13 protein-coding genes and 4 riboswitches are annotated in these 21,586 nt (G+C 54.9%); all 13 genes read right to left on the bottom strand.

Annotation, left to right across the window (positions count from 1 at the left end; translation table 11 throughout):
* Positions 1–95: 95 nt before the first annotated feature.
* Positions 96–1,517, bottom strand: coding sequence for a hypothetical protein (locus tag SATMO3_RS05355; RefSeq protein WP_371378568.1), 1,422 nt, complete (start codon positions 1,515–1,517; stop codon positions 96–98).
* Between the two features lie 129 nt (positions 1,518–1,646).
* The gene (locus tag SATMO3_RS05350) at positions 1,647–6,227 is read right to left on the bottom strand and encodes a TonB-dependent receptor domain-containing protein (protein WP_371378565.1); all 4,581 of its coding nucleotides are present in this window, start codon (positions 6,225–6,227) and stop codon (positions 1,647–1,649) included.
* Between the two features lie 99 nt (positions 6,228–6,326).
* On the bottom strand, positions 6,327–7,751 hold the full coding sequence (locus SATMO3_RS05345) for a hypothetical protein (protein ID WP_371378563.1): 1,425 nt from the start codon (positions 7,749–7,751) through the stop codon (positions 6,327–6,329).
* A 198-nt stretch (positions 7,752–7,949) separates the two neighbouring features.
* Positions 7,950–8,408: an OmpH family outer membrane protein gene (locus tag SATMO3_RS05340; protein ID WP_371378560.1), complete on the bottom strand. Its 459-nt coding sequence runs from the start codon at positions 8,406–8,408 to the stop codon at positions 7,950–7,952.
* Between the two features lie 249 nt (positions 8,409–8,657).
* A riboswitch (cobalamin riboswitch) is annotated at positions 8,658–8,842 on the bottom strand.
* Positions 8,843–8,908: 66 nt separating this feature from the next.
* Entirely contained in the window at positions 8,909–9,100 is a 192-nt protein-coding gene (locus SATMO3_RS05335) for a hypothetical protein (protein ID WP_371378558.1), read from the bottom strand.
* Between the two features lie 11 nt (positions 9,101–9,111).
* Positions 9,112–9,345: a hypothetical protein gene (locus tag SATMO3_RS05330; RefSeq protein ID WP_371378555.1), complete on the bottom strand. Its 234-nt coding sequence runs from the start codon at positions 9,343–9,345 to the stop codon at positions 9,112–9,114.
* A gap of 11 nt (positions 9,346–9,356) precedes the next feature.
* A riboswitch (cobalamin riboswitch) is annotated at positions 9,357–9,555 on the bottom strand.
* A 219-nt stretch (positions 9,556–9,774) separates the two neighbouring features.
* A riboswitch (cobalamin riboswitch) is annotated at positions 9,775–9,956 on the bottom strand.
* A 540-nt stretch (positions 9,957–10,496) separates the two neighbouring features.
* Positions 10,497–11,006: an N-acetyltransferase family protein gene (locus SATMO3_RS05325; RefSeq protein WP_371378552.1), complete on the bottom strand. Its 510-nt coding sequence runs from the start codon at positions 11,004–11,006 to the stop codon at positions 10,497–10,499.
* A gap of 145 nt (positions 11,007–11,151) precedes the next feature.
* A complete protein-coding gene (locus SATMO3_RS05320; protein ID WP_371378549.1) occupies positions 11,152–12,504 on the bottom strand; it encodes an MATE family efflux transporter in 1,353 nt (450 codons plus the stop codon).
* 83 nt (positions 12,505–12,587) lie between these two features.
* Positions 12,588–13,163, bottom strand: a complete 576-nt coding sequence (locus SATMO3_RS05315) for an HD-GYP domain-containing protein (protein WP_371378547.1) — start codon at positions 13,161–13,163, stop codon at positions 12,588–12,590.
* 286 nt (positions 13,164–13,449) lie between these two features.
* Positions 13,450–13,633, bottom strand: a riboswitch (cobalamin riboswitch).
* A gap of 154 nt (positions 13,634–13,787) precedes the next feature.
* Positions 13,788–14,237 (bottom strand): MarR family winged helix-turn-helix transcriptional regulator, encoded by a 450-nt coding sequence (locus SATMO3_RS05310; RefSeq protein ID WP_371378544.1) that lies wholly within the window; start codon positions 14,235–14,237, stop codon positions 13,788–13,790.
* A 226-nt stretch (positions 14,238–14,463) separates the two neighbouring features.
* Entirely contained in the window at positions 14,464–20,391 is a 5,928-nt protein-coding gene (locus tag SATMO3_RS05305) for an autotransporter outer membrane beta-barrel domain-containing protein (protein ID WP_371378541.1), read from the bottom strand.
* Positions 20,392–20,604: 213 nt separating this feature from the next.
* Entirely contained in the window at positions 20,605–21,036 is a 432-nt protein-coding gene (locus tag SATMO3_RS05300; RefSeq protein WP_371378538.1) for an OmpH family outer membrane protein, read from the bottom strand.
* Between the two features lie 66 nt (positions 21,037–21,102).
* On the bottom strand, positions 21,103–21,573 hold the full coding sequence (locus SATMO3_RS05295) for a hypothetical protein (protein WP_371378536.1): 471 nt from the start codon (positions 21,571–21,573) through the stop codon (positions 21,103–21,105).
* Positions 21,574–21,586 lie beyond the last annotated feature (13 nt).

The following is a 21,586-nucleotide window of genomic DNA, read 5'->3' as shown; positions in this document are numbered from 1 at the left end:
GGAAGCAGGAGAACCATCCCCCGCTTCCTTAATATGATTCCGGGAAAATATCAGAATGGTGGAGGGGAGAATTCCCCTCCACGGAAAACCGGGTGTTAGGACTTGGCTTTGGCTGCCGCCACTTCCTTGATAAACCTTTCCCGTTCGAAGAGGGCCTGCGCCGAATTGGAGGCGAAGGCCGGCGCGACATAGCTCTTGAGGGTAGTCACAGTGGCCGTCTCGCCCTCGTAGATGGTGGCGAAGTTGAGGCCGTCTGCAACGCTAGTGAAGGTGCTGAGGGCGGTGATGCCGCCGGCGCTGACAATGGAGCCTCCCATATCGTAAACGGCAAGATCATTGCCCTGGGCCATCCAGGTCTTACCGGTGCCGTTGGAGAACCACAGCGCCCAATAATAGCCGTCTTCCCCCACCGTGGAAGACACTTCCGATACCTTACCAGCCGCAACCAGACTGCTTAACAAAACATTGCTGGCACCGGTAAGGGTGGCCATGCTGGTCGCATAGAGATACCAGTCCATGACCCAACTGGAATTGAACGTGCCAATCAGGATGTACGCCGTGCTGCCGTCGCTACTGAAGCTGAGCGCGCGGAAGTCATATTTGTCCGAAGCAGGATCACTGGCACTTTGCGCCGCTTTGAGCAGATTGGTTACGGCCAGTGTGCTCTGGTTTACTTTCTGGATGCGGGAAGCGGTGTTCCATTGCCCGCTGGTTGTGCCGCCATGCTGCGGGCCGCCCACGGCCGTCAGGATCAGATCGCTGCCATAGGCCTGAATGCTGAAGGCGTTGGGGGCTGGCCAGCCTGAGCCTGTCAGCGAGGTATAGGGGCCGATATAAGCTACCGGCGTGGTGCTGAGCGCGAAGTCCAGCTTCACCACCGTGCTGTCCACGTAGGCGGCGGTAGGCGCCCCGGCCGACAGGTTCTTGCCGTTGATGAACAGGGCGTACACATATTCGCCGGTGATCTCCAGGTCCACGCCATAGGACTCATTGTCGTCGGTCAGGTCCGGGAACACATAGGCGCCGGACTGGACGGTGTAGGTATCGCCGTTGGTGCCGCTGCTGCGCACGCGGAAGACAAACTTACCGTCATAGTCGATGCCGTAAATGTCCACAACACCGCTGCTGACCTCTCTGGTCCTAATGCAATAAGGGTTGGTAACGGTTTTTGTGCCGACCGTCAGGGTGACCGGCCCGGCTACGGGATCGCCCCAGGTATTGGGCGAGGTGTTGTCTGCATCGGCGGCATAGAACAGCCAGGTGCAGGTCGCTGTGGTACCTGACCATACAAGCGAAGCCACCGCGGCCCGGTTGAGGCCGGCGCCGTTCTTGAAAAACAGGGGTTTGGGATCAGGGCCGATCGGGGTGCTATTGGTGCTGCTGTAGGTCGTCCTTACCCCCTTGTGCACGGTAAGGGAAGAGGCGGAGTCGTCAAATGCAACCGTGCCGATATCGCCGCTGGCGGGAATTATCGAATAACTGTACGTACCATACATCAGTTTGCTGTCAATCGCCATTACAAATCACACTCCCATTTTTTTATTCTGCTTTACCCTGCGACCGTCAGCAGCCTGCGGGCTGCTGAGGCCGGTTCCTTGCTGACCATGGGAAAACGCCTCACCTCCTTGTCGAATTTTCCTTATCCTTTAGAAGAAGTACTGGGCAGTCATGTAGTAAGTCCGGCCTTGCTGCGGATACTGGACATTGCCGGAACCGGTTACAATATAAGACCCCGTTGATCCTGAGCGATAGCCCCAGCTGTGCCATAGCTGGTTGGGTCCTTTATTAAACAGGTCGTTGACACCGGCAGTCAGCTTAATCCGGCTGCTCAGGTCATACTTCAGACCAACATTGGTGATGCCCAGCGCATCATACGTGGTGGAGTTTTCGTCGCCGATGCCGAATTGCGCCACTTTCCCCAGATAATGGTATTCAGTAAAGGCGCTGAGTCTGTCGCCGGGGAAGCGATAGCCGAGGCGGACATTGTACTCCCACTCCGGTATCCAGGGGAAGGTCGATCCGGCCCGCCAGGACGGCCCGGTCACCAGCGAGGCTTTGGAGCCGCTGGCGGTGATGACCGAATCATTCCAGGTGGCGGCCAGGAGGAGATCCCAGCGTTTCCACCTCATTTTACTTTCCAGCTCCAGACCCTGAATGTTGCCGGCGGCCAGGTTAGTATAGTAGCCCCAGCCGTAGAAATCAATCGAATAGCTTGATAGATTCTTCGCGCGGCGGTTGAAATAGGTCAGCGTCACATCGGTGTCGGCCGCAAGCGCCTTGCCCTGCCAGTTGGCGCTGACGTCCCAGCTGGTACCGCGTTCGACAAAGCTATTCAGCAGATACTGGGGCTGGCCTGCAATATTCCGGTACATTTCCCAGCGGGATTTGACATTGACGCCGTCGCCGAAAAGCTCATACCAGTTGGGGAATTTGTAGTAGGTGCCGTAGGTGCCGCGGAAGGTCCAGTGCTCGTTCTGCACTTTTTTCAGTCCTAAGCCGTAGGAATACTTCCAGGAACCGAGATCAGGATCGCCCAGATCAACATCCATATCCATCTTCTGCGCCCGCAAAATCGGGGTGAAGAACAGGCTGCCGCTCTTGTTGAGCGTCATAGTATCCTGCACCTGCAGATGATAGTTGTTGGTCTGGTAATGCTCTTTAAAATATTTTTTGTAAAAATCCCCGTCATTGCCCACGCTGGAAACCTTAGGCGGCCATCTATCTAGATTATGGGTATCGACATCCATGGTTTCGCGGGAACCCTTGAGTAAAAATTCCACCAGATGATTGTCCCCCGCTTGCCAGCTCCCATCGATAGTGCCTTCGTAGCGGCGATTGCGGAAATCGTTGTCGGCGGTCAGGAACCAGGCGCCGTTGGCCGATTTGGTCTGCGAGCTGGCGGCGCGTTTGAGCTGATAGGAGGTATCCAGCTTCCAGCCCCACTCCAGATTGCCGTCCGTCTGCCGCCGGCCGAACTGGAATTCGGTCGTGGTGGTATTGAGCTGCCGCTGACGGTATTTATTATAGATACCGCCAAAGGGAAGACCCTCATCAATAAGTTCCTGCAAGGGCACGTCGGCATATTGAGTATAGGTCGATTCCGGGAAGCTGGTTTTATTCTCTTTCCAGGTCAGTTTGGCAAACCAGTTGTCATCCTGCCATTTAAGAAGGGCGTCGGTGTTCTGGTAGTCGTTGTACAGGCGATGGCGGTCCTGGGTGGCGGGGTCGTATGCCTGCAGCGCGTGCAGATTCTTATAGCGAAAATCGCCTCTGGCCTGGTCGCGGTTGAGGGCGAACAGCAGGCTGCCGCTGCCGGCGGGCGCCGTCAGTTCCAGGTTGCCGGTGTAGCCGCCGAAGGAGCGCACGCCCTGGGTGATGCTGCCGCTGGCGTCCTGCGGCTTTTTGGTGACGATGTTGATGGCGCCGCCAATGGGGGCGCCGGCGAAACGGGCCGGCACATAACCACGGTAGACCTCGATGCGTTCGACGTTCTCCACCGGGATGGTGGCCAGGTCGACGGCCACGTCGGCGTTGGAGTTGACCAGCACGCCGTCAATGTAGATGTTGACCTGACCGCCGGTTGAGCCGCGGACGCGGGCCACGGTGTAGTGGCCGGTGCCCTGCAGGCGCTGCACATAGACGCCGGGCACGGTCTGCAGGAGGTCGGGCAAATTCTTCATCTCACCCTTGTAGTCGGGCACATGGATAACCGAGACGGTGCCGGGTGAGAGCTTTTTCTCCCATTCGGGGCGTTTGGCCTCGACGACCAGCGGGGCCAGGGCGTAGCTGCCCGGCTCACTGTCAGCGGGCACGTCCCGGGCCACGGCCGGTGAACCGGCAGGCTCCGTTGCCGGCTGAACCGGGCTTTGGTCCGTTGCCGTCGCCGCCGGGCTGTCCCCGGCAGTATCCGGTTCGGCAGCAGGAGCCGTACCGGCTGCCGCTGCGGCTTGGCCGGCCTGGACCGACGGCTGGGCGGAGCTGTTTATGGCAGCAGCCGCCGCCGTGACAGCAGCGGCCGTTTCCGGCCGGCCGGCTGCCAGGTTCCGCTCTGCCGCGGCCGCGCCGGTATCCGCCGCCGGGGCGGCTGCGTCCGTGGTTTTCCTGCCGATCACGGTCTTAGCGGCCAGCGCTTGCTCCCAGTCTGTCAGACTGCCTGCCGGGGGCGCGCCGCGGGCTTTCTCCGGCCCGTTGAACCGCCAGGCCATGCCGGCGTTGACCTGCCAGTCGGTGTTGACCTTGCCGCCGGCCGTCTTGGTCAGCTCGACAAAGGCGTTCTGGTCCCGGCCGGTCTCAAGATTGGCCCCTACGGCGAATTCATACCAGGTGTCCTTGCCGTTCAGGGTGTTGACCGGCAGGCTGGTCACCGCATGATATGTACCGCTGCTGTCCCACGCGCCGGCGTCGGCGCTGGCGCTGCCGCCGTCCTTGAAGTCGTGGTTGACGGCGGCCTTGGCGTACAGTACGCCCTTTTTGCCGTCGCTGGCGAATTTGCGGCCGGCGGTGACGCCGAAGCGGCCAATCAGCATGTCCATCTTGTCCTGATTATAGCGCATGCCGTTGTCCTGGATGTAGCTGTAGCTTTTCATGGTGCCGTAGCTCAGGCCGGCCTGGGGCTCCAGGTACCAGCCGCCTGCCAGCTCTTTCTGCAGGCCGTAGCGGAGACCGGCGCCGTAGGTCCAGGTGCCGTAGTCGTTGGCAAAGAGATTGCCGTCCGAGTCAGAGAATTTATACTTGTTGCTCAGCTTGGAGCCGCGGACGGTGACATCAAGATAATGGCCCTTGTCCCCCAGCCAGCTGGTGTAGAGGCCGAGTCCGCCGCTTTTCAAGTCGCCGCCGGCGCTGCTGTACAGGCCGTCAGCCGTCCGGTGGAAGTCGGCGTTGGAGTTGAGCTGGCTGAGGAAGAGGCCGGTGTAGAGCCTGCCGCCGTAGAACTTACCCTCACGCTGCTTGTCATAACCGACCTGGATGCCGTTATAGCTCTGGGCGAAATCAGACCCGTAGGCGCCGGCGAAATCATATTGGCCGCGCCAGACCTGCGCCCAGGCCCCGTCGGCACCGCCCGCTTTGCTATGCTGGCCCAGTTGGCTGGCGGCACGCAACGTTTCGCCCCGCTTCCAAAACAGGCCGTCCTCCATCCGCCACAGGTTGCGCATCGCCAGCTGGGCGTTGGCGGCGCTAAACACGCCCTGGGAGACAAACTCACTGCGGGTGGCCGTCCAGTCGATGCTATAGTATTTCGTGGTGTTGTCGGTAATGACCCCGGTAGCGGCATCGGTGGTGGTGGTAGTGCTGGATGTTGAATTCAATACCGGCACAAAGTAGTACTTGTTCAGTGAGCTGTCAATATAGTACGGCTGGTCGGCGGTAAAGGCAAGACTGCTGGCCGGGCTGGTGGTCAGGACGGTCCCGTCCGCCGCCGTGGTGGAGATAATATTGTATACGTTGACAACATTGTTGATGGTTCCCGTCACCACCGGTGCGGTGGTAAGCGCCCAAACATCGGTGGAAGAGAGCGCGTTTGTCGCATTCAAACCGCCGCCGGTATTTTTGTTGTAGCGGATCTGCAGCAGCACCGTGGCCACGCCGTCCGGCAGTTGTATCTTATCGCCATAAAACGTGACCTTATCGCTTTGCAAGGTATCAGTTCTTACGCCTGTATCACTATTTATGGCATACTTGCCGCCGCCCACATTCAGACGAATGATGGCGCCATTGTGCAAAATGGCCTCGCCTACGGTCAAATTCCGCACATAGGCTCTTGCGCCATTGTTATTAACCGTCCAGTAGGTGGCGCCGGCCGGGTAGGTGCTGCTGTCGCCCAGCGCCTCCCCGTATTTATAGGACAGATCCAGGATGGCGCCGGATTCCAGTTCCAAACTTGTTACCCCAATGCTACCACTTACCGCATCCATCGGCCGCCAGATGCCACCGCTGAGCACAACAATTGTACCGCTATAGGTGACATTCAGCGGGATGCTGGTAGTAGTGGAACTGGTATCGCTGTTCTGGTATTTCAGCGCATAGGTGGTCAGGGTCGAATAGTCCTGACCGGGGCCGATGGTAAAGCTTCCGCCGGCCATGGAATTTTTGTCCACAGTCTCGCCGGTTATTTTCGGCGAAGCCTGCACCGGCGCCGCGGCCAGGAGCGCGGCCGAGACGCAGGCCACTAACAAAGCGCGCCGCTTGTTGCCCGCGGCGCCTGATTTCTTTCTTTTGCTCTTGCGCAAAACTTTCTCTCCCTCACTGCATAAACGATAAACTAAATACGATTCCGGGAAAATATCAAAATGGTGGAGGGGAGAATTCCCCTCCACGGAAAGCTAAAGTTAGGACTTGGCTTTGGCTGCCGCCACTTCTTTGATAAACCGTTCCCGTTCGAAGAGGGCCTGCGCCGAATTGGAGGCGAAGGCCGGTGCGACATAACCCTTGAGGGTAGTCACAGTGGCTGTCTCGCCCTCGTAGATGGTGGCGAAGTTGAGGCCCGGATATTGTCCCGAGGTAAAGGTGCTGAGGGCGGTAATGCCGCCGGCGTTGACGATGGAGCCGCCCGTATCGTAAACGGCAAGATCATTGCCCTGGGCCATCCAGGTCTTGCCGGTGCCGTTGGAGAACCACAGCGCCCAGTAGTAGCCATCCTCGCTAGCCGTGTCGGCCACCGGCGATGCCTTACCTGCCGTAACCAGACTGCTTAACAAAACATTGCCAGCGCCGGTAAGGGTGGTCATGCTGGTCGTATAGAGATGCCAGTCCATAACCCAACTGGAATTGAACGTGCCAATCAGGATGTACGCCGTGCTGCCGTCGCTACTGAAGCTGAGCGCGCGGAAGTCATATTTGTCCGAAGCAGGATCACCGGCACTTTGCGCCGCTTTGAGCAGATCGGTTACGGCCAGCGTGCTCTGGTTTACCTTCTGGATGCGGGAAGCGGTGTTCCATTGCCCGCCGGTTGTGCCGCCATGCTGCGGGCCGCCCGCGGCCGTCAGGATCAGATCGCTGCCATAGGCCTGAATGCTGAAGGCGTTGGGGGCCGGCCAGCCTGAGCCTATCAGCGAGGTATAGGGGCCGATATAAGCTACCGGCGTGGTGCTGAGCGCGAAGTCCAGCTTCACCACCGTGCTGTCCAGGTAGGCGGCGGTAGGCGCCCCGGCCGACAGGTTCTTGCCGTTGATGAACAGGGCGTACACATATTCGCCGGTGATCTCCAGGTCCACGCCATAGGACTCATTGTCGTCGGTCAGGTCCGGGAACACATAGGCGCCGGACTGGACGGTGTAGGTATCGCCGTTGGTGCCGCTGCTGCGCACGCGGAAGACAAACTTACCGTCATAGTCGATGCCGTAAATGTCCACAACACCGCTGCTGACCTCTCTGGTCCTAATGCAATAAGGGTTGGTAACGGTTTTTGTGCCGACCGTCAGGGTGACCGGCCCGGCTACGGGATCGCCCCAGGTATTGGGCGAGGTGTTGTCCGCATCGGCGGCATAGAACAGCCAGGTGCAGGTCGCGGTGGTGCCTGACCATACAAGCGAAGCCACCGCGGCCCGGTTGAGGCCGGCGCCGTTCTTGAAAAACAGGGGTTTGGGATCAGGGCCGATCGGGGTGCTATCGGTACTGCTGTAGGTCGTCCTTACCCCCTTGTGCACGGTAAGGGAAGAGGCGGAGTCGTCAAATGCAACCGTGCCGATATCGCCGCTGGCAGGACTTACCGAATAACTATACGTACCATACATCAGTTTGCTGTCAATCGCCATTACAAATCACACTCCAATTTTTTATTCTACTTTACCCTGCGACCGTCAACAACCAGACGGCTGCTGAGGCCGGTTCCTTGCTGACCATGGGGAAACGCCTCACCTCCTTGTCGGATTTTCCTTATCGCAGCCTGGCCGGGCGCCGTTATCGCGTCCGGTCAGGACGAACAGGCTCTATTATGCTGTCGCCGCTGCTGCTTATGGTTTTAGTTTCGCAATTACGTCGGCGGTAATGTCGGTGCCGCCGTAGGCCACACTTGCTGCGTCAATAACGGCTGCCAGTCCCTTGTCTGCAGCCACGGCCTGGATGGCCGCGCCGATTTTATCGCTGACAGGCTGCATGAGGGCGTCTTCTTTTTGCGCTTCCGTGCGGGCGATTTTATCATTCAGGGCTTGCCTGGCCTCGGCCGGCAGGTCTTTGGACTGTTCGTCGTACTCTTTTTGCGCCGCCTGGCGCAGGGTCTGAAGCTGTTGCATAAGCTCCTCAATGCCGGGATAGGCGGCGAATACCTGCTGCCGGTTGACGTAGCCGATGCCAGCCTCCTGCTTGTCCTTGGCTTTGGCGGCCAGCGCCGGCGCGGGCGCTGCCAGGCCGCATACGAAAACGGCAGCGGCAATGAGGGAAATCATTCTTATGGCTTTTGCGATTTTTTGCATGTGTCTGTTCCTTTTTCCATATTTTTATAGATTTTCGGGGACAACCGGGCTTGTACGCCGGCCAGCCGGTACATACAGCCGGATTGTATACGATAATGCCAATAAAGAAAACACGGCTTGCGTCGAGCCTTTGGCGAAAGTTATACTTTCTATCAGGACAAAAAAACTCCCGTGACGGGAGTGTTACGGCAGCCTGGGAAGAACCTTTCCCGGCCGTGCGTAATCCCCTCCCTGTCTCTCGCAGGTACGATTGGTGATTGCCGGACAGGCAGTTCTCCTGACTTGCGGATCATGGCAGTTGCCGCGCCTTCCCAAAGCCCAGGCTCCAGTGGCGTATTGCGGGACTGCTCCCCGTTACAGTGGCGGGACCGTGCTGGCTTTGCACCAGACTTCCCTATTAAGCCCCGAAGGGCACCTATCCCTTACCCTATGCGGTTGTGTTATGCCTATTGCCAGCCTATGCCGGCTGTCATAAAAATATAACGATAATATAGCGCTAATTATTTGCCCGTCATTCTACACTTGACGCCAAACGCCAGGTATTCTTCGAGCGCCTCAATGATGACATTCTCCTGTGAGTCGCCTGCAACGGCGCTCTCCAGGGCTTCGCTGACAATGTGCCTGATCTGCTCGGCGTGATAGCCGCAATCCAGCAATTTGCCGGTTAACGTTTCAATCTTTTGCTGTTTCATCCTCTACCCCTTCAACCGGACAGCAGAGCCTCACTTCCTTCTCCCTGTCTTATGCGTAATGCTTTCGGCCTGGCGCTTGGCTTTTTTCCTGTTCTTGGCCGGCCAAGCGCCAGTATCTCAGGCTGCTGTCTTCCCCACCCTCCTTTTCGCTCTGCTTGCACTGTGCCGATAAAGAAATACACAGCATGGGCGCTGCCGCTATGCGCCTGAACATAACGGCCACCGCGCAATCTTCTCCCTGTCAACCGCAGTTCATCAAAAGATTGTCGGTACAGGCAGTTCTCCTGGCTCCAGATCCTCCTCAGCCCGGTCTTCCCGGCAGGTTGTCTACCTCTATCGCCTGCCAGTGACATGGTCGGACTGAATCCCTGTTACAGTGGCGGGACCGCGCCGGCATTTAACCGGTCTTCCCTATTAAGCCTTGCATGGAAGGCACCTGTACCCGCTATTTACAACCACCCGGCTAAAACCGCGTTTTGACACAATTGTGTCGAAACGCAACTAAGTTAGGTGTAAAAAATCCGTTCTCCTTGAAAAGTTCTCTATTGTACGCTCACAACCGGCAAATTAAAAAGAAGCCTCCTGTGATAACAACACAAGGAGGCTTCCGCTTGAATTCCCAAAGATACCGTCGGAAAACACGCATCGAATCCCCTCCCCATACCTCGCAGGTCAACGGTGATTGTCATACAGGCAGTTCTCCTGGCTCTGGATCGTCACTCGGCCAAACCTTCCCAGGATTGTATCCCAGTGGTATTTCATGGCTCTGCTCCCCATTACAGTGGCGGGACCGCGCCGGCTTTGAACCGGACTTCCCTATTAAGCCCCGTAGGGCACCTGCACCAAAGTATTAAATTTTTCCTTTGTTTGACATTATCGTAGCACAAATATTCCCGCTTGTCACACTTTTTCGCTCGTCTTATTTTGACATTTTTCACTGTTTTTCCGCATAAAAAATAGCGGCATGACAGCCACTATTCCTCATCAAAGCCTGTTGGTCTGTTGCATATTTTACAGTCTATGGGTATAATATAAGAAAAGGACTGACGTGCGCTAACACGCCAGCCCCACAGGCTGTCTAACCGGAAAACGGTTAGCCCAAATTCGTTGTTATTTAAGAAATAATCGCCGCTATTTGAGCACAGGGGCGGTTATTTCTTTTTGGTCGTGACCAATACCATGAGCGCGGCAAATGCAACCGCAAATTTCAATGCCTCATAGATACTCATCTTACCACCCCCCTTCCTTAAAAGGAAGGGGCTAACCGTTACCCCGGGCAGCCTGTACTCTTAGTATACCGTATTTTCCCAGAACGAAAAAGAGATTCTTGATACTACGCGCCGCCTCTATGCAGGCGGCCTTTTGCTTTCCCGCCGCCGGGGCACTGCGGCACTGGTTACAGCCACTTCTCCATATGGACAAGCTCAGCGCTGCCACCTTCGTCAAGGGTTATGACAAAGCCCTCTTTTTTCCAGAAGTTGAAGCCGCCCGGTAAAAATCTATGAGTATGCAGGTACATGATGGCATATCCCTGTTCCCGGCAAAAGGCTGTCATTTCTGCCAGCAGTTTAGCGCCCAGCCCCTGCCGCCGCAGGCGCTGATCAATATAGCACCGCCCTACTTCCGCCGTTACCGGCAGGTTATAGCGGCCTTTCAGCAGGGCAATCCGGTCATTGTACGTACAAATTGCGGCCGTCCCGGCAACTTCGCCTGCCGGGGTGAATATTCCCCACATATTGCAGTTTGCCGGCTCTACATACCGTTTCTCCAGCCCCCAGACATCCTCGGTCATAGCCGGCTGGCCTTCCTGGGAGAATAGTTCTTTAAGCTGCCGCAGTAAAAAGCTTTGCACAGCCTTAATATCTGCCGGGCGAATAGGACGGATAACCAGGTCTTCTTTGTTCATGGCGAACAACGCTCCTTTCAGATGCGAATCCTGTTCAAACAAACGGGAAATATGTCGAATTTTTTTCAGCGCTGCACGCCTGCGCTGTCAGTTCATAATTGGTGGCGGCTATGCCGCGCAGTCATAGGCTTTAGTCGCTGTCAGCCTACAATTTGACGGCGGCGGACAGCCTGTCCACAGATTTATTCAGTCCCGGCAAATACAGCCATAAAAACAGCGACCGCCCCAGGCTGAAAACAATAAAGGCCAGCCATACGCCGTGGTTGCCCAGGCCGGGCACACCTGCCCACAGGCAGATAAAGTAGGCGGCGAGAGAGTACAGCATGGAGTTTCTGACCGGACCGGCTGTCGTGGCGCCCGTAAAGATGCCGTACAGTTGCAGTCCCCAAAACGCGGTCAGCGGAAATACGGCGATCCAGGGCATATACTGCTGCGCCGCCTGCCGAACCTCCGGGATCGTGGTAAACAACCGGATGACCGGGTCCCCGAGGAAACTGGCGCTCAGGGCCAGCAGCGCTGCCGTCAGCCCGCCCCAGAAAGCCGTCAGCGTAATGGTTTTGCGGTAGAGCGGCCGGTTTTTCTCGCCAATGGCCTGTCCCACAAACACAGTGCCGGCATTGGCGATGCCGCCGAGTAAGTTGGCCATGACAAAATGGAGCTGCATAAGCACGGCATTGGCCGCTAAGACCGTGTCTCCGTAGCGGATGCCATAAACGGCGACAAGGTTATATACGGTAAGCAGGCAAGCCGTCCGGATGAACAGGTCCCGGTTGACTTTCATCATAGTCAGGAAGGCGTCCGGGTCAAATAACATCGCTGGCGTAAGCCCGTCCAGGCTGACCACATGCAGGTTGCGTATCAGCACAAAGCCGATACAGGCGGTTGCCATTTCCGCCAGCAGAGTCGCCGCCGCCACGCCGTCGGCATCCAGGCCGAAGCCGATAACCAGCAGCAGCGCCAGCAGGATATTCAACACGTTCATCAGCACCTGCAGAAAGAGGGAAAGCTTGACTTTGGCCATGCCCAGCAGCCAGCCGTTCATTACATAATTGGCCAGCACAAACGGCGCTCCCCAGATCCTGATATCGTAGTAGGCGCCGGCCAGAGCGCCCACGGTTTCACCGGGGGACAGCAGGGCAAACGCCACGGTTTTGATCGGCCACTGCAATAGTACCAGCAGCACGCCAAGCAACAGGGCAATAAGCATTGGTCTGACAAGCGCCAGCGTAATGGCCTGCTTGTCGCCGCGACCGCATGCCTGGGCGCTGAACCCGGAGGTGCTGACGCGCAGAAATCCCAGCAGCCAGTATAATGTGTTAAAAATCAGCACGGCAACGGCAACGCCGCCAATATAGGCGGCCTGGGGAAAGCGCCCCATGATTGCCGTATCGGCCACCCCCAGGAGCGGCGTGGAAATATAAGAAATGATAAGCGGTATGGCTAAACCCAGAAATTTTTTATGATCCTGCCAGTTGATGCTTGTAATGGACTGTTGCATTATCGCCTCCGTGAAGTATTGTAAACCGGGAAATCGTATATTCCGGCAAGGTTTTAGAAACTCTCTATTGACTTTTCTATCAATCAACTAAGCTCTTTGGCATAATACAAGCGGGAAACTTTTTGTATGTAGTCTATAAACTGTTCACAAAGCCAGGGATCAAGCTGTGACCCGGCCAGACGCCCGATTTCCGTTAGCGCCTGCTGACCGTCCAGGTTATCTTGCTGCTTCTGGCGGTTTGTAATTTCATCAAATACGTCACATATGGCGATCATTCTGCTTAAAAAAGGGATTGCCGCTTCTTTCAGACCTTGCGGATAACCGGCCCCGTCATACCGTTCGTGGTGGTACAGTACAAACGGGCTTATTTCCGCCAGGCCAAAGGCCTTGAGGATGGTTTCGCCATATGCCGCATGAAGCTCAAACACCTCGTGCTCCTGCTCCGACAATGCTCCCGCTTTATTTAGCAGTACAGTCGGCAGGCAGTATTTGCCGATATCATGCACCATTCCACAGACAAAGGCCTTATTCATTTCCGTTGTAGAAAAATCCATGCAGGCCGACCACTCGAACATATGCATGGCCACACTGTGACAATGCCTGAGCGTAGCGGGATGATGCCTGCCCAGCAGCGGCAGCAAGTAATCAATGCCTTTCATAATATTACTAATACCTCCGTTTCTAGAGACTCTTGGCAACCTAATTCGTCCCCCGAAGGGCAGGCGGAGTGTATCCAGCCGTTATAAAGAAAACACGGCTTGTGCCGAGCCTTTGGCGAAAGCGGAAGCCGATGTTGCCCTTATCCAGGCGAAAGTTATACTTTCTATCAGGACAAATAAAAACTCCCGGTATGAACCGGGAGTGTAGTGCAGTATGCCACCTTTGTAATGGAAAATATCCAGCAGAGCAGTAAACTGTAATCCCCTCCCCATGCCTCGTGGGTAAAACGGCGACTGTCAGCTAGGCAGTTCTCCTGGCTCCGGATCATGGCTTGCTTAAACCTTCCCAGGACAATTAATCCCAGTGGCATATCTTAAGCTTGCTCCCCGTTACAGTGGCGGGACCGCGCCGGCTTTTAACCGGACTTCCCTATTAAGCCCCGTAGGGCACCTAACTCATGGTATGTAATTGTTGCCAATTAAAATATATACTGGATTCACCGGGAAGTCAATAGCTCTAACTTTCCTTCTTATTTGCTTCCAATATTTCAGAAAGCCTTTCCAGTCCCTTTGTCATGAAATTTTTTTGTTGGTGTAATCCCCTCAACCGTCTTTTTGCTTTTCCTATTCTTTTAATACTTCACAAATCTTATCAATGCACTTTTCAAAAATGGCTATTTCCTGAGCCGTTAGCCGGGTGCTGAGTTTATCATAAAATTGTTGATTTAACTGTTCATGCGCCAGATAAGCCTGTCTGCCCTTTTCAGTCAGCGAAGCCAGCGTCGCCCGGCTGTCAGTGGCATGCGACGTGCGCTGAACGCAGTCCTTAGCCTCCAGACGGCAGACGAGCTGGGTTACCGCTCCCTTAGTAACCCCCAAGTGCGCCGCCAGTTCACTCATCAAAATCCGGCCGTCAGCACCAATCTCATCAATGATATTTATTTCACTGGGCGTTAAGCAGCCCGCGGCGCCAAACTGGTACGAGTGCCGGTTAAGGCGCTTGAGCTGCATAATAAGCCGGCCGATACGGGCGCTTCCCTGCCTGGAATCACAGCTTTCCGACTGTGGCTGCATTGTCCTGACCTCCCCAAATAGTTTAAAATATAAACTATTTGCTGCAAATTACATTTTTATCCTGTAACTAGCCCGCACTAAGGCTCCCGCTTCTATAAGCGGGAGATAAGGGCGGCTAAGTTCCCGGATAAGGGCGACTAAACTTCAGGTGGGGTTAAAACCCCAGCTGAAGCTAAGTCTGCTTTAGCCGGAACTGCCCATAAGAACGGACAGTTCTGGATCCTTACTAGAAACTCCAGCGCATGCCTGCGTCAAGACGCCATTCTGTAGCCACATCCCCGCCTACGCTCTTTTCCAGGTTGGCGTATGCATAGGCGTTGTTGCTTACTTTTGTGCTGCCGCCCAGTTGGAATACGGCCCAGCTGCCGCCCAGGTCCACACGGCTCTTTTTGGCTTCCTCGGCTATAAAACGGCTGCTGAAATCCCCGCTGAATTCATGCGCCAAAAAGGCTTTGGCGTAGATGCTGCTTTTCTCGGTCAGACGGCCCACGCCTACACCGATCCGCCCTACCAGGCTGGTAAAGCCGTCCTGGCTGATGTTCATGGTCCGGTAGTTGCCGGCCCCATCTTTTACGTCACTGGTGGCTGTGTAGTCTTTGCCCTGCAGACGGCCCCAGCTTAGCTGCATCTGCGGTTCTACGTACAGGCCCTTGCCGTATTCGATCCGCCGCCCGTATTCCGCGCTCACGGACAGGCCGTTGGTTTTGTAGTCGCCTTCTACTTTATGACCCATCTCGTTATAGACGGTGAAGTCATTTTTTATCTGACCGCCTTTTAGGACGATGTCGCTGTAGTGGCCTTTGTCTCCCTGCCAGCTGCCGTATAATGACAGGCTGGTGGCCGTGTTGTCGCCCCGGCCTCCCAGGATGTAGTCGCTGTCGCCGTCGGTGTGGCTTACGGCCGCGCCTACCCGCCAGCCACTATTTACTTCTTTGTCATAGCCGATCTGGACGGCTTTATAGCTGGTGCTGTACCGGGTGTTGTTCTGGTCGTATTTGGATTTCCCGCCGTAGACGTTGGCCCAGATGCCGCCGTTCTCCGGCGACAGACGCAGTTCGCCCAGCCGTTTTTGCAGGTCGTTGTTTTCGGTACGCCACAGCATGGCTGACGATACCATGGCCGATTTGGCGCCGCTCATGACCATGGTTTCATACTGGCCGTATTCGATGGGGTTGTCCGGGGTGATTACGGAGCCGGACGCCAGGCTGCCGGTCGCGCTGTTAAACTCGATATCGCCCACTTTCCACAGGATGCCGGGCGCGGTCAGGCCTTCGCCGATGGCCACTTTGCCGGTCAGGTTGGCTTTGGCGGTCTGGTAGCCGTCGTAGGTCAGTTTGCCGGCCAGGGCGTTCAGTACTTCGTTGACGGTATTCTCTTCGGCGACGTTGATGCCGCTGCTGTCGGTCATGAGCGTGATGGCCGAACCGGTCGCCGCTTTTTCGATGCGGAGACCGCCGCCAATGATTTCTGCGGGGTTCTGGCTGTTATGGCCGTAGATGACCATGGTGTTGCCGCTGTAGTTGTCGATAGCGATGCCGGTATTGCTCTTTTGCTGGATGATGCCCCGGGTCGCGTCGCTGTCGCCGCCGGTGAAGCTGGTGACATGGCTGATGTTGTCAAAGACGCCCTGCAGGACTCCCGCATTGGTCTGATTATAGGTTTTTCCCTGGGAATCATTAATCCATAGCGCGCCGTTCTTTAAATACAGGTTGAAGGTGCCCAGCTTGTCGGCGCCGGCGTTGTCGGCAACGCCTTTCCAGTAGGATTCACCGGTGGTCAGGGCCATGTTAACCGTACCGTCGAGCAGATTGTTGCTGGTAGCCGAGGTGGCGGTATTTTTCATGGTCAGGATGTTGCCTTCGACTTCGACTTTGGTGTTGCCGGGAGTCAGGGCGGCCGCAGCCAGGGCCTGTGCGGCCAGGGTTTGCGGCTGCCCGGTTGTCATATTCAGGTTGACGGCGCCGCTATAGGCTGTCAGCGCATGGTTGTTGACCGCCTCATTTTTGGTGGTAAGAATTCGTCCGCCTTTTAAGTTAATCACGCCGCTGGCATCAACCGGGCAGTCGGCGATCACACCGGTGCCGTTGATATGGAAATCCACCAGACCGTTGATATTGATAATGCTGCCGTTGGCCTCTTTGTTTAAGATGCCGGCAACTTTTTCTGCCCGGGGAGTTGACGCTAAACCGGCAACACCCGGCGGGTAATCAATGTCCATAGCCAGATTACCATTAATAGTGGCAATTGCTTGTGCCCCGGCTACATTGCCTTTCAAATCCTGCACAATACCCACGATCCGGGTAGAATTCGACTCGTTAATCAGATCAATGTCGACATTGCCGTCGATGGTAAGTTCTGTGCCGTTGCCGCTGTAGATGCCGGCCTTGGTACCAAGATTAGTGATTGGGGTACCATCGATCCGCAGGCCGTTTTTAGCCTCAATATTTACTTGCTTATAAGGCCCTTGCGCTGTTGACGTATAGGTTTGAACAGCAATCATATTGAAAGCATCACTGGTAGACTTTGCGCCTAACTTAATGACGGTAGCTTTATCAAACACATATTTGCCGTCAATAAGGGTACCGGCCTTTCTATAGGCCTTATCCAAATCACCGGTAATCGACACATCAAAGCTTGTTTCCATTTGCCCCAGAGGATTGGCGGATACTCTGCCAACACCGGTGTTTTCATCAAAAATGATGGACTGCTGCTGAAAGATTTTTGATGAAGTCAGACCTTCGGCAATTTCCGCATAACCGGTCAGGCTGCGTTCTCCGGTCATATAATTGGTGTAGCTGAGTCGACTGGCCAAATTATCCAGGACTTTGGTTACCAGGGCCTTATCCTCAACATTGATGCCGCTGTTATCGGTACGCAGGGTGATGACCGCATTGTCATTGCCGGTTTTTACGGCCGAAGTAATTTCCAGATAGCCCCCGAGGATTTTCGCCGGGTCGGTGGCATCATGTTCATAGTAGGCCAGCGCATGGCCCTGGTAGTTGTCAATGGTAAGCGTACCGGTTTGCTTCTGAGCAATCAGGCCGCGGCCGGCTTCGCTGTTCCCGCCGTAGAAATTGGTCACACGGCTTTCGGCATCATTACCCAGGGAAACGCCGGCACCATAGCTGAAACCGCCGTCCCGATTGATCCAGGTGGCCCCGTTCTGCAGAAACAGGTTGATGGTGCCGCCAGCAGCGGTGTTGTCCGCCAGGCCGGCCAGATAGGATTTGCTGTTGGTCAGGGCCACATTGATATGACCGGGCGAGCCGGCGCCTACCCACTGTCCGGTTGCTTTCAGGTTGCCTTCGATTATGACGTCGTTGCTGCCGGCTGCCAGTGTATCGCCGCTGCCGCTGACATTGATATTGACGGTACCGTCGCCGTAAGCATCAATCGAAGGATAATTCCGGGATACGATCCGGCCGCCGCCAAGGTTGATATAGCCGTCGTTGCCAATGGCGCTCAGGCACCAGGCGCCGTAGGATTCGAGATCGACCAGGCCTTTAATGACAATATGGCCATGCTGAAAGGCTTTCATTGCAGTCCAGTTGATATTGAAGATACTGCCGGAGCCTACGCCGCCCATGCCCATCACGCCCCTGATGCGAACGGCATGGTCCCAGCTGTTATCATTATTGATGGTCACTTCACACGGATAGTTATCCGTAATGTTTTGCTTGCCAGCGGCAATCCCGCCGGCGTAATAGGACTGGGAATAGGTACTCAGATCAATAGCACCGGGGTTGTTGATGGTGATCGAGGTATCGCTGTTCAACGCATAGAGGACGGCCGAGGTGGACTGGGCCATCTTCCCTTGCCCGATATTGTTTTTAATGGTCAGGTTATGGCCGTTCATATTCAGCACAATATCTTTTGTGGCATCCGGAGTGACTGCAACCGCGTATTTCATATTGCCCGGATCGGGGGTGGCGCCTTCGATGTCAACCGAGTTGTTGATAATGGTGTCCTGCGTAAAGTTGTAGGTGGAGGTATTGCCGCTCACGCTCAAAACGCCGCGGTCTACGAATGCTTTATCCTTGACGCTGTCACCGGTAATAACGGCGTTAAACGGTGCAAGCCCGGCATTAGTTACGCCGCCGGCGCCGGTGGCTTTATTGAAGGTAATTTCGCTGACTCTATAGGAAAGAGCGCCGGCCGTCAGGCCTTCGGCGATCTCCGCATAGCCGGCCAGATTGGTTTCGCCGGTTATATAGGCGCTGTAGGTCAGCTTTTGCGCCAGGCTGTTCAACACGTTTTTCACAACGGCGTCATTGGCAAGGTCAATCCCGGCACTGTCGGTCCGCAGGGTAATGGCGGCATCTTTGTCAGCCGCTTTGATGGTTACCCTGCCGCCCTGGATGTTGGTGGGATTGGCGGCGTCATGGGTATAGTACACGGCCGCCATGCCGCTGTACTTGTCGATGGTCAGATCAGCGGCGCCACTGGTAATGCTGCCCTTCAGCCCGTCGATAGTAGCGCCGGTAAAGCTTTTGAGCGTTGCCTCCTTATCGCCGGTATTCACCCAGTTGGAACGCCCGCTCAGGGTAAGCTTGCCGGCCGCTTGCATGGCGCCGGTCCATTTTACTTTGTCCAGCAGCACCAGGCTTGCTCCGTCCCTGACAATATTGCCATCCCAGCTGCCGCTGGCAACGCTTAACGTGCCGTCGCTGTCAAACCGGCCTTGCCAGGCTTGCGCCGGTTTGACAAGATCCACATTCACATGGCCGATGGCGTTGCCGTTCCAGGTTCCGGGATACGCGCCATAGCCCAGCGTAATGTCAATGCTGCTGCCGTCGCCTTCCGCCACCGCGTCCCCGTTGATTAGCCCGGCGCCGGTAAAGGTAATTTTACCGCCGTCTTTGGCATACAGCGCCACTTTTCCGTTCGCATTGATGGCACTGTCGGCCCTCTGTGACAGATTAAGATTGACCACGCCGCCGTTTTCAGCGACAACGCCATAGCCACCGTCTGTGACGATATTCAGGATAGCGGCGCTGTTAATTACCCCGTTCTTAATCGCCTTAATGCCGGCAAAATCACTGCCTGTACCATTGACATTCAGGGTGGTAACATTTAAATTTACGGTGCTGGCGCCCTGCCCATTGGCATTGCCGGCAAAGACCCCGCCGGCATATGTACCGTCAGTGGTGCCGACGATGTTCAGACCGCCATAGCAATATACATCCGTGCCTGCAGCCTGATTATTATAGATGCCGTACACTTTGCCGCCGTTGGTTTTAATACCGGTCAGATCCAGGGTAAGCAGGGTATTGCCGGAACTGCCGGAATTAACAAAGAACTCCTTACCGGCCGCCGGCATAATGGCGGCAAAATTGCCGCCGGCTGCCGTACTGGTCACAGCAGGCGCGATCGTGGTGTAGCCTTCTACAACATATTCAACTTGCCGGAAATCCGTGGTACTATCCGGATTCTTTTTGATATACAATTTATATTGGGTATCTTTTTGTTCGTCACCGGTGAGGACGGTGGTAAAATTGTTATACCCGATAGGCGTACCTGCGACTCTGCCCACACCGGTAGCAGTTTCAAAACTCAGGGTCCCCTTGCGCATAGTGAGAGACGCCTGGGTCAGGCCTTCGGCAATCTCAACAGCACCAGTCAGATTCCTTTCGTTGCCATTCACTTTCACATAGTTCTTATAGGTCAGTTTTTGCGCTAAGGCATTCAAGACTGCACTAACCGTAGTTTTATCGCCAAAATTAATGCCGCTGCTGTCGGTGCGCAGCGTAACAAAAGCCTGTTGACCGGCTGCGTCTTTCCCCGCCGAAACAATGGTAAGTTTGCCGCCATATATAGTGGCTGGGTTGGCACTATCGTGCGTGTAAACATATACGCCGGCAGTGCCGGTATATTTATCAACGGTGATGTCTGCCGAATTTTTGTCCATGAGGACAAAGCCCGGGCTGTCACTGCTTACCGCCGCAACGGTTGTCATTAGACTCCGGTTTTGAAAATACGGCAGCGCAGGGTCAGTCTGTTCCTTGCCGCCGCTGATAGAAATTGCAAACTGCTCAGCCGCTTCTGCCTGGTCGGCAGCCAGGGCCGAGCCCCAGGGAGCAACGCTGCAACTAAGCGCAACTGCCACCATTAAGGCCAGATTACGGGTTTTGCGGGTGAACTTCTTTCTTTTCACCTGTTTACCACCTCTTTCTAGTGCCCTAAGGCATCTCTGACTCTTCCCTGCTGAATAAAGCCAGGGTTACTTTTAAAATTACCTTACACCAAACAAAAGAAGTCTCTCTGTGATGATCCCCAGAGAGACTTCTGCGTTCCTATGGCAAAACTGCCTGTGTACATCTTCTCCCTGTCTGTTGCAGGTTGAATAGCGGCGATTGTATTTTATTCTTTATTTTGCTACTTCAGTAATTACTGCCTCAGTCAGGTCTTTACCGCCAAACACTATCGTGCTGCTGTCTAAAACCGTCCCAATCCCCTGTGCTTTGGCAACTTTTACAATTGCTTCGCTAATCTTTTTCTGAATGGGTCCCAGCATTTCTTTTTCCTTGCTGTTAACCTGTTCCGACAGCTTTTTGTTCAAATCGGCTTTGCCGTTGTCGTCCAGAGATGCACTCTGTTCATTAAACTGTTTTTGTGCGTTTTGACGTTCTAAATCAATTGCCGAAATAGCCGACCTTACATCCGGATAATTATTAAATACTTTTTGCACATTAACATAACCGATCTGTTCAGCAGCCAGAGCCTCGCTCGGTGCGGCCATACCGCACACGCCAAATAATGCCAGTACGAAAAACAGGGAAGCAAGCAACTTCTTTTTCATTGTTTTTCTCTCCTTATAAAGAAACTAAGTCTTCTTTTTTGATTAGCCCAAATTTGAGTTCAGACGTTACTCCGTCCAAATTTTACGCATAAAGTTAGGATATTCCTCATTCAAATGCTGCAGGATCTGATCCAAAATCCCGATAACCAGCTTCGGCTCAAAGTTATCATGATCGGATGCCACACAACAGCTTAGAGCAAGGTTTCCTTCCGGTGTCACCTGATATTTCAGCATCCGGTAAGTCTGATTCAATTCATTGGCATATATGGCCAGTTCCTGCGGAGATTTGCCGCTGGCGGCGCCGCTTACCGCCTGTATCTGAATCATGGTATAGACACTGTCGTCAATGATAACGGCGACCGGCAAGTTTTGCCCCTTAACAGCCAGATTACTGTGAAAAACCACGCTGTTTAACTGATCGGTTACCGCCCTGGAGGCAAATCCTTCTACCTTGTTATCAATAAGATACTTTTCAAAGGCTGTAACTTTTACGTTTTCTTTTACTGTTTCTTTTACGCTTTCTTGATTTTCTGTCATTAATCCTCATCCT

Source organism: Sporomusa aerivorans (assembly GCF_041428895.1).
In the GTDB taxonomy this organism is placed as follows: domain Bacteria; phylum Bacillota; class Negativicutes; order Sporomusales; family Sporomusaceae; genus Sporomusa; species Sporomusa aerivorans.
Note: the sequence above shows the minus strand (reverse complement) of the source record. Positions and strands in the feature narration are given on the sequence as shown.